The organism is Methanobrevibacter sp. (assembly GCF_045646205.1).
Taxonomy (GTDB): domain Archaea; phylum Methanobacteriota; class Methanobacteria; order Methanobacteriales; family Methanobacteriaceae; genus Methanocatella.
The window spans coordinates 1-6,824 of record NZ_JAZRKF010000024.1; the positions used below are offsets into that span (position 1 = coordinate 1).

Annotated in this window: 7 protein-coding genes; all 7 read left to right on the plus strand. The window is 37.9% G+C overall.

The window, feature by feature from the left end; translation table 11 throughout:
• Positions 1-94 precede the first annotated feature (94 nt).
• Positions 95-1,426: a coenzyme-B sulfoethylthiotransferase subunit beta gene (gene mcrB, locus ACKI44_RS05320; protein WP_407422271.1), complete on the plus strand. Its 1,332-nt coding sequence runs from the start codon at positions 95-97 to the stop codon at positions 1,424-1,426.
• Between the two features lie 36 nt (positions 1,427-1,462).
• Positions 1,463-1,918, plus strand: a complete 456-nt coding sequence (mcrD, locus tag ACKI44_RS05325) for a methyl-coenzyme M reductase operon protein D (protein ID WP_407422273.1) — start codon at positions 1,463-1,465, stop codon at positions 1,916-1,918.
• Position 1,919: 1 nt separating this feature from the next.
• Entirely contained in the window at positions 1,920-2,519 is a 600-nt protein-coding gene (mcrC, locus tag ACKI44_RS05330; protein ID WP_407422275.1) for a methyl-coenzyme M reductase I operon protein C, read from the plus strand.
• Positions 2,520-2,521: 2 nt separating this feature from the next.
• Positions 2,522-3,280, plus strand: a complete 759-nt coding sequence (mcrG, locus tag ACKI44_RS05335) for a coenzyme-B sulfoethylthiotransferase subunit gamma (protein WP_407422277.1) — start codon at positions 2,522-2,524, stop codon at positions 3,278-3,280.
• 5 nt (positions 3,281-3,285) lie between these two features.
• Positions 3,286-4,941 (plus strand): coenzyme-B sulfoethylthiotransferase subunit alpha, encoded by a 1,656-nt coding sequence (gene mcrA / locus ACKI44_RS05340; RefSeq protein ID WP_407422279.1) that lies wholly within the window; start codon positions 3,286-3,288, stop codon positions 4,939-4,941.
• 304 nt (positions 4,942-5,245) lie between these two features.
• Complete coding sequence (gene mtrE / locus ACKI44_RS05345; protein WP_407422281.1) at positions 5,246-6,226, plus strand: tetrahydromethanopterin S-methyltransferase subunit E; 981 nt, start codon at positions 5,246-5,248, stop codon at positions 6,224-6,226.
• Positions 6,227-6,238: 12 nt separating this feature from the next.
• On the plus strand, positions 6,239-6,824 hold a 586-nt coding region (gene mtrD / locus ACKI44_RS05350), incomplete at its 3' end, for a tetrahydromethanopterin S-methyltransferase subunit D (protein WP_407422283.1).

Below are 6,824 nucleotides of genomic sequence, written 5' to 3' on the forward strand. Positions count from 1 at the left end.
ACTTGCTTTGTAGCTTATACTCAATTTGGTAAAAAAAAGTTTTTACCATTGATGTGGTATATTAGTTAAACTCTATTTATTTAGGAGGGAAAAAATGGCAAAGTTTGATGATAAAATCGATTTATTCGATGATAGAGGCAACGAAATTGCATCTGACGTACCAATCGAAGCTATAAGTCCAATTAGAAACCCTGCAATTCAAAACATTGTAAAAGGTGTTAAAAGAACTGTAGCAGTAAACTTAGAAGGACTCGAAAAATCCGTTAAAACCGGTGCTGTTGGTGGAGACAAATCTAGAATCTTAGGAAGAGAATTAGATCTCGATATTGTAGACAACGCAGAAGCAATTGCAGAAAAAATGAAAGAAATTATCCAAATTTCTGAAGACGATGATACTGTTGTAACACCTATTTCCGGAGGAAAAAGGTTATTAGTACAAGTACCAACCAAAAGAATTGATGTTGCTGCTGAATATTCCGTAGCTCCATTATCAAGTGCTTCAGCTTTAGTACAATCTGTAATTGATGTTTGTGGTGTAGACATTTACGATGCAAACTTCGTAAAAGCTGCAGTATTAGGTAGATACCCACAATCTGTAGACTACAAAGGATCTAACATCGCAACCATGTTAGACATTCCACAAAAACTCGAAGGTGCAGGTTACGGTTTAAGAAACGTTAAAGCAAACGACTTCGCTGCTGCAACCTTAAAAAATACTTTCCAAGCTACCGCATTAGCTGCTATTTTCGAACAAACTGCTATGTTTGAAATGGCTGACGCTTTAGGTTCCTTTGAAAGATTACACTTATTAGGTTTAGCTTACCAAGGTTTAAATGCTGATAACTTAGTATACGACTTAGTAAAAGATAACGGTGCAGAAGGTACTGTTGGTAGTGTAGTACAAGCAACTATTGCTCGTGCAGAAGCAGATGGTGTTATTGCTCCTCAAGAACAATTAACCGACTTCGCTATTTACAACACTGATGACGCAGCTAAATGGAACGCATACGCTGCTGCTGGTGCTGTTGCAGCAACTATGGTTAACGTAGGTGCAGCTCGTGCTGCTCAAGGTATTCCATCTACTTTATTATACTTCAACGACAACCTTGAATTCGCTACTGGTTTACCTGGTCTCGACTACGGTAGAGCAGAAGGTGTAGCTGTAGGATTCTCATTCTTCTCTCACTCCATTTACGGAGGAGGAGGTCCTGGTTTATTCAACGGTAACCACGTTGTAACCAGACACAGTAAAGGATTCTGTATCCCTTGTGTAGCTGCTGCTATGTCCTTAGATGCAGGAACACAACTCTTTTCACCGGAAGCAACTTCTGGTTTAATTAAAGAAGTATACAGTCAAATTGACGAATTCAGAGAACCTATTAAAGCAGTTGCTATCGCAGCTGATGAAATTAAAGGTGACATCTAATTAATTTGAATAAATCTAATTTTTGAAGGTTTAATCATGGATATTGAAATATTCCCAAACAGAGTTCTTGGAAGCGACACAACTGAAAAGTTATTGAATGACTTAGAGTCATTAGATGACGTAAAAAGAACAGTTATTCACGGGCCTAGATTTCCAAAAGGTGAAGCAACTTTACCTGAAAAATATAGAGAACGCAGAGTTATTAACATTAATGGTGAAGATGTAGTTTTACAGGTTAAAACTGCCAGAATCTTTCTTGAAATAACTATGGAATCTACAATTGCTGAAATCGAAAAAATCTGTGAAAAACACATTCCATATGGTTTTGATATTAATCAGACCAGAGCAAATTATATCAGAAAACAGAAAACTGTTACTGATAGAATTAAATATGGTGATACAGAAATACCCGATGAATTGGTTGGAATGTCAGATCAATATTCAAAATTCGATGACCACGTGAAAATTATAAAAAAGGATGACTTAGATTAAAATGATAGGACGCTGTACTCACGTAGTAGATTGTAGGGAAACAAGCGGTATGGGAAAAGGTGGAAGCCTTGCTCAAAGAGGTACTTTTGCTGAATGTGGTACTGACGTATGTGCAGTAGCTATGTCTCCGGGACGTAGACACATTACCAAGCCAGTTTGTGAAATTACTTTTGGTTTACGTGAAGCCAATGTTTTAACAAGTACTTTGGTTTTAAATGCTGGTGCTGGAGTTCCTCATGATTCTCCTGCTGCAGGTGGTACCTTATTCGGTGTTACCGATAAGGAAATAGAACAAATGAACAATTTCAAATTGCTTGTAGTCCACCTTGGAGGAGTTGCAAATCATATTATTTACAAAGCAAGATTAATTTTAAGGAATCTCAATAAACATTGCATTATCATATGCGAATCACCGGTTGACCACGAAGATTTTGCTAAAATTGGAGTAAAAACTTCTAAAGTCATGCCAAAGGACGAGGATATTAAAACAGTAGGAACTATTGATGATATTGTTACAGGGGTTATCCGTGGTGAAACAATTTCACAGGAAAAATTAGATGAAATTATTAGAAAAGTTAAATTAGCATTAGGAGATGCATAATTATGGTACAAATTTATCCAGGTACTTCTCAGGTTGCTCAAAACAGAAGAAACTTCACTAACCCTGATTACGAGTTAGAAAAGTTAAGAGAAATCTCTGATGAAGACGTAGTAAAAATATTAGGTCATAAAGCTCCAGGTGAAGAATATAAATCCGTTCACCCACCATTAGACGAAATGGATGAGCCAGATGACAGTGTAAGAGAATTAGTTGCACCAATCGACGGTGCAAAAGCAGGAGACAGAATTAGATACATCCAATTCGTAGACTCCATGTACTTTGCTCCAGCTCAACCTTTCTTAAGAGCTAGATCTTACTTATGCAGATTTAGAGGAATCGATACCGGTACATTATCAGGAAGACAAGTTGTAGAAGCAAGAGAAAGAGACATTGAAAAAATTTCCAAATATCTCTTAGAAACCGAATACTTCGATACCGCAAGAACCGGTATTAGAGGTGGAAGTGTACACGGTCACTCCTTAAGATTAGATGAAAACGGTTTAATGTTCGATATGCTCAGAAGACAAGTATTCAACAAAGAAACCGGTAAAGTTGAAATGGTTAAAGACCAAATTGGTAAAGAATTAGACGAACCAGTTATCTTAGGTGAACCATTAGACGAAGAAACTTTAAGAGCAAAAACCACTATTTACAGAATAGATGGTGAAGCATACAGAGATGATGTAGACGCTGTAAAAGTATGTCAAAAAATACACGTTTCCAGATCCTTTGGTGCATTTAATCCAACAGTAGGATGGTAGTTAACATGGCTGATAAAAAATTCTTAGATGCAATGCAAAAAAAATTCAAAGAAGACCCAACCGAAAAAACAACCCAATTCTATAACATGGGTGGTTGGACTCAATCTGAAAGAAAAACTGCATTCGTAAATGAAGGTAAAGAAATAGCTGAAAAAAGAGGAATCCCAATGTACAACCCGGACATTGGTTCTCCTTTAGGTCAAAGAGCTTTAATGTCTTACCAATTATCCACTACTGACACTTTTGTTGAAGGTGACGATTTACATTACATTAACAATGCAGCTATTCAACAAGCTTGGGACGACATTAGAAGAACTGTAATTGTAGGATTAAACACTGCTCACAACGTTCTTGAAAAAAGATTAGGTATTGAAGTAACTCCTGAAACTATTACCAACTACCTTGAAACTGTAAACCACGCTATGCCTGGTGCAGCAGTTGTTCAAGAACACATGGTCGAAACCGACCCATTAATCGTAGCAGATTCCTATGTAAAAGTATTTACTGGTGATGACGAATTAGCAGACGAAATTGACTCTGCATTTGTTTTAGACATTAACAAAGAGTTCCCAGAAGAACAAGCTGAAGCTTTAAAAGCTGAAGTTGGCGGAGCTATTTGGCAAGCTGTAAGAATTCCATCCATTGTAGGAAGAGTTTGTGACGGAGGTAACACCTCCAGATGGTCTGCTATGCAAATTGGTATGTCCATGATTTCCGCATACAACCAATGTGCTGGTGAAGGTGCAACTGGTGACTTCGCATACGCATCCAAACACGCAGAAGTTGTTCACATGGGTACCTACTTACCTGTAAGAAGAGCAAGAGCAGAAAACGAACTTGGTGGAGTTCCATTCGGATTCATGGCAGATATCTGTCAAGGTTCCAGAGTATATGCTGACGACCCTGTAAGAGTAACCTTAGAAGTAGTAGCTTTAGGTGCTGCTTTATACGACCAAATCTGGTTAGGTTCTTACATGTCTGGTGGTGTAGGATTCACTCAATATGCTACCGCTGCATACACCGATAACGTATTAGACGACTTCACTTACTTCGGTAAAGATTACGTCGAAGACAAATACGGTGAATTATGTGCTGCACCTAACAACATGGACACTGTTTTAGATGTCGGTACTGAAGTAGCATTCTACGCATTAGAACAATACGAAGAATACCCAGCTTTACTCGAAACTCACTTCGGTGGATCTCAAAGAGCTTCCGTTATTTCCGCAGCTGCTGGTGCATCAACCGCATTCGCTACTGGTAATGCACAAACTGGTTTAAGCGCATGGTACTTATCCATGTACTTACACAAAGAACAACACTCCAGATTAGGATTCTACGGTTTCGATTTACAAGACCAATGTGGTGCTGCTAACGTATTCTCCATCAGAAACGATGAAGGTTTACCACTCGAAATGAGAGGACCAAACTATCCTAACTACGCAATGAACGTAGGACACCAAGGTGAATACGCTGGTATCGCACAAGCACCTCACGCTGCTCGTGGAGACGCTTGGGCTTTCAACCCATTAGTAAAAATCGCATTTGCTGATAAGAACTTATGCTTCGACTTCAGTAAAGTACGTGAAGAATTTGCTAAAGGTGCATTAAGAGAATTCGAACCTGCTGGTGAAAGAACTGCTATTACCCCAGCAAAATAAATAGTTGAACACGGTATAGGTAGGTGATTTTTCACCTATCTATCACTTTTATAAATCAAGTTAACTTGAAAAAATACAAAGATTTATATGGTACATTAATAAAATATAATACTATAAAATCAAGTTTACTTGAAAAATTTCATAAAGTTTATATTATACATTGATGAAAAATATTAAATAGTAATATTGATTTTATTACTCGTGATTTTTAATGGATGAAAATCACCAAAAATTATCCGAAAGGATATATCATTTCATGTTTATTAAATGATCAATTTAATAAAAAATATGGAGGAAAAAAATTATGGACCCTGTAACATTAGGTGTTGTTGCATTAATGGGTGCAGTTGCTACTATCGGAGGGGCTGCAGAGGACTTAGAATCTGATATCGGTTCTCAAAGTAACCCTAACTCACAAGTTCAACTTGCTCCACAGATGGGACATTTACACCGTATGATAAACAAAGCGACTTCTGGTGAACCAGTCGCTTATGGTGTTTGGTGTGGTGTAGCTGGTGCTATTGCATATATATTAATTTCTATGTTTGGAATCATTCCTGGATTCCCAGTTATTGCTATTGCAATTGGTGCTGCTGTCGCTGCTTGTGTTCACGCTATTTATACTGTTACATCTCACATGGGTAGGATTGTCGGTCAATCACAATTCGAACAACCATTGTTTATGGATGTATTAACACAATCTTTAGGACCAATCGTTGGTCACGGATTTATAACTAGTTTTTGTATTGTTGGAATTTCTTACTTAATGACTATTCCATTAGGTATGTCTGCTCAACCGTTACATGTATTCCCATTACCTCTCTTAGCTATGCTTTGGGGTATTGCTTTAGGTGCTATCGGTTCCTCAACTGGGGATGTACATTACGGTGCAGAAAGTGAATATCAAAAATTCGAATTTGGTGGAGGTACTCCTGTAGCTATTCAAGGGGATATAGTTACTAAAGCTCCATTAGGTGCTAAAAACTCTATGGATGTAGTAAACTTCTGTGCTAAATTCGGTGGACCATTAACTGGTTTCTGTTTCGGTCTCGTTGTATTCTTCAGTTTCTGGAATACTGTTGTATTCGGACTCTACGGCGGTATCATTGTTGGTATTATCATTGTTATCTTATTAATTATTATGAATGATAGATTAGAAGTATTCGCAAGAAATACTTACGGACCATACGATGAAGGTGCTTTAGAAGAATCTGGAGATGTTGAAGAAGTTGCTGCTGCTGAAGAACCAGCTGAAGAAGCAGAAGAAGCTGCAGAGGAAGAATAAGGAGGTCTAATTATGGATCCAATTAGTTTAATTTTATTCATCGCAATAGGCGGTATTATGATTGGTGCTGGTGTGCACTTTATTCCTGTAGGAGGAGCTCCTGCAGCTATGGCAACCGCTACTGGTGTAGGTACCGGTACTGCTATGTTAGCTGCTGGTGCAGGTTTAACAGGACTTATTACTGCTGCTTCTATGACAGGTCAACCATTTTATATAATATGTATAAGTGGTGCTATTGGTGCTATGATAATGATGGGTATTACTATGCTTATTGCTAATTTAATCTACATCTTTGGTGTAGGTGTAGTACCTGCTGCATCAAAAGTATCAACTGATATGATTACCGGACGTAACCAAGAAAGATATAAAACTCCTGGTACTGAAGGTCATGGTGTACCTACTACTCCATTTGTAAGTGGTCTCATTGGTGGACTCCTCGGTGGTTTCGGTGGTGGATTAGTATACTATGGTATTGACACTGCTGTTAAAGGTAGTAAATTAGTCACTGATCCTGCTGTAGGTGTAGGTTTAGCTGCTATTTTAGGTGTTGGTGTTTTCTTCGTTAACTCAGTTATTGCATCATATAATATTGGTGGTA